The organism is Moorena sp. SIO4E2 (genome assembly GCF_010671945.1).
In the GTDB taxonomy this organism is placed as follows: Bacteria; Cyanobacteriota; Cyanobacteriia; order Cyanobacteriales; family Coleofasciculaceae; genus Moorena; species Moorena producens.
In genome coordinates this window covers 4,578-7,798 of record NZ_JAAHIE010000359.1, presented here as the reverse complement: position 1 = coordinate 7,798, position 3,221 = coordinate 4,578, and the positions used below count along the sequence as shown (strand labels likewise).

4 protein-coding genes are annotated in these 3,221 nt (G+C 46.0%); all 4 read left to right on the top strand.

The window, feature by feature from the left end; genetic code table 11:
• Positions 1 to 892: MDR/zinc-dependent alcohol dehydrogenase-like family protein (locus F6K37_RS27125; RefSeq protein ID WP_287253479.1), on the top strand; the 892-nt coding region annotated here is incomplete at its 5' end.
• A 345-nt stretch (positions 893 to 1,237) separates the two neighbouring features.
• A complete protein-coding gene (locus F6K37_RS27120; protein ID WP_287253477.1) occupies positions 1,238 to 1,387 on the top strand; it encodes a hypothetical protein in 150 nt (49 codons plus the stop codon).
• Positions 1,388 to 1,390: 3 nt separating this feature from the next.
• The gene (locus F6K37_RS27115; RefSeq protein ID WP_287253475.1) at positions 1,391 to 1,720 is read left to right on the top strand and encodes a hypothetical protein; all 330 of its coding nucleotides are present in this window, start codon (positions 1,391 to 1,393) and stop codon (positions 1,718 to 1,720) included.
• 251 nt (positions 1,721 to 1,971) lie between these two features.
• A partial coding sequence (locus F6K37_RS27110; protein ID WP_287253473.1) for a D-alanyl-D-alanine carboxypeptidase occupies positions 1,972 to 3,221 on the top strand: 1,250 nt, incomplete at its 3' end.

The window sequence follows — 3,221 nt, the reverse complement described above, 5'->3', positions numbered from 1 at the left end:
TGATGAAGCTTTAGTGCGGGTGTTGCGTGCGGGGATATGCAACACTGACTTGGAACTAATCCGAGGCTATTACCCTTACAAAGGTATATTAGGTCATGAATTTGTTGGTGTTGTGGAAGATGGACCAAAGAATTTAGTCAACCAGCGGGTGGTGGGAGAAATTAATGCCGCCTGTGGTGAGTGTCGATTTTGTAGAAGTGGACAACCGACTCACTGCCAAAACCGTACTGTCTTAGGTATTGTTAACCGTAACGGAGCCTTTGCTGACTATCTGACCTTGCCGGTAAAAAACTTACATCCCTTACCCGATAATATTTCTACTGATGCCGCCACCTTTACTGAGCCTTTGGCTGCGGCTCTGGAAATTCAGGAACAAGTCAGGGTGCGTCCCGATCACCAGGTGTTAGTAGTGGGAGACGGTAAGCTGGGACAACTGGTGGCACAAACCCTAGCCCTAACGGGCTGCAATTTGCTAGTGATTGGCCGTCATCAAGAGAAATTGGCCAATTTAGAAGCCAGAGGAATAAAGGTAGGTTTTGCCGATGCCATCACTAACGGTCCTTTCGATATCTCAGTGGAGTGTACTGGCAACCCCGAAGGCTTTGCCCTTGCCCGGGGAGCCTTGCGCCCACGAGGTACCCTGGTATTAAAAAGTACCTACGCTGGCAACTTAACCTTTGATGCATCGTCTCTAGTAGTAGACGAAATTACCCTAATCGGTTCCCGTTGCGGTCCCTTTAAACCAGCCATCAATTTACTAGCACAAGATAAAGTAAATGTCAACTACCTAATCCAAAGTCATTACCCAATTGAGGAAGGGTTAACCGCCTTTAACCATGCCCAGCAGCGGGGAGTATTGAAAATTTTACTGACCATGGATCAGAACTCTTGAAAGATGAGCAATAGGTGATGGGATGTAAGCTATCAGCGGTCAGTGGTCAGCGGTCAGCGGTCAGCGGTCAGCGGTCAGCTATCAGCGTGTCGCGTATCAGCTTAAGGCTTAGGTTTGGGAGAAGCTGAACTAGGCCAATGGCTATAGCAGTCGCCAGGGCAGTTAGGACATGACAAAAGTCTCACACCCTTTGTAAGCGCAAGAGTTTTACTTCTGACTTCTGACTTCTGACTTCTGACTTCTGCTATAAAAGCTCAATGCTTACCATGGGATAGTGAATGCGATCGCACAAGCGCGGAAGCTGAGGCCGTAGGCCACGCTTTGCGAACGCTTCCGGAGCGTAGCGTGGCCTACGGTCAATCGCATTTCCAGGACAAAACCATACGCAACTGTTCCCTACTCCCTATTCCCTATTCCCTATTCCCTATTCCCTATTCCCTACTCCCTACTCCCTACTCCCTACTCCCTACTCCCGATTCCCGATTCCTTTATTAAACTATGACCTATCAACAACAATCCGAATTCGAGAAATCTCTTAATATCCGTGCGATGACCACTAAACAAATTTGGTCTTATGCTACTGGAATGTTAGCCATTTGTATGATTTTTGCCCCAGGCAGATATAAGTTAGCCATACCGATGATTGTGATCGGAGGCGCAGCAACTAGCACCGCTTTTGTGTGGCACTCTCATAACAAGTCCGATAAAACCCTTCTTCCTAATCAAGTACAACAGATGGAAGAACGCCTCGGTAACTTAGAAACTATTGTGGGACGGGATGATTTGGAAGTAAATTTGAAACTTAAACAGTTAGAAGAAAAGATATAAGCTGTCAGCCGTCAGCCGTCAGCCGTCAGCTGTCAGCTTAAAATAAACCTATTTGAAAATTTAAGATTGAGAGATTAATGAGAATTTAAAGTCTGGGTGAAAGCCTATCTAAGCATAAGCTGATAGCTGATAGCTTACCAAAAGCTATAGTATTTTCAGTTTAGAATATAGCATTATAATCGAGGATTGGATCAGGCTCGATTATAGTAGATAATTCTAGAGGATTTGGAAAGATATCACCTAATATAATAATGCTCAAAACGAAGACTTATGTAACTGCTACACTATCTACACTACTCCTAACACTAGTAATTGGATGTAATGGGGCGGATTCCCCTAAGGGTGTATCGCCATCTCCTGATCCAGAGTCTTCCAAGTCCTCAGAACCAGAGAATGCACTAAAGGTGATCCAAAAGCCTGATCAACCGCTAACCGTTGCGGCAACGAATCCTAATCCAGGAACCCAACAGAGTGTTGACCAATACCTAAAAGGATTATCCGCCAAAGGGATGACTAAGACCAATCAAGGGATATGGATGGAATCAGGAGATACCCTGTTAGCTAATCATCAAGGCACTATTCCCTTACCAGCAGCATCCCTTACCAAAGCAGCAACTACCCTAGCCGCTCTTTCTACCTTTGGTCCTGATCACCAATTCATTACCCAATTTAGCGCCACCGGACCGATTGAGAACGGGGTGCTACAGGGAGACCTAGTGGTTCAAGGGTCAGAAGACCCGTTTTTTGTGTGGGAAGAAGCCATAGCAGTAGGCAACCAGTTAAATCAGTTAGGAATCAAGCAAGTAACCGGTAATTTGGTGATTGTGGGTAAGTTTTATATGAATTTTGAGACCTTACCCCTCAAAGCTGGCACTCTGCTCAAGCAAGGCTTGAATGGTAAGAGTTGGCCACCAGCAGCAGAAACTCAGTATCAGACCTTACCCCCAGGTACCCCTAGACCGGAAATTGCGATCGCAGGCTCTGTGCAAGTGGTAGCTTCACCCCCTGACAATCTACAGCCCCTAGTGCGCCAGTATTCCTTTCCCCTGGCGGAACTGCTGAAGAAAATGAATCGCTACAGTAATAATAAAATGGCCGACATGCTAGCCAATACAGCTGGTGGTGCCAAAGTGGTAGCCCGCAAAGCAGCAGAAGCAGCGGGAGTACCCCAATCAGAAATTAGCTTAATCAATGGCTCTGGTTTAGGTGAAGAAAATCGCATGTCTCCTCGGGCTGTCACTGCTGTATTTCTCGCCATTGAGCGCTATCTTCAGCAATACAACATGACCGTTGCTGATGTATTTGCCATCGTAGGACAAGACAAAGGTATTTTAAATGAACGTCCATTGCCTAACTTAGCAGTAGTTAAATCCGGTAGTTTGAATTATGTTAGTACCTTAGCCGGAGCCTTACCAACTCAAACCTATGGCACTGTTTGGTTTGCTGTCATGAATTCAGGGGGAGACTATACCAAATACCGGACTCAGCAAGAGATGCTGCT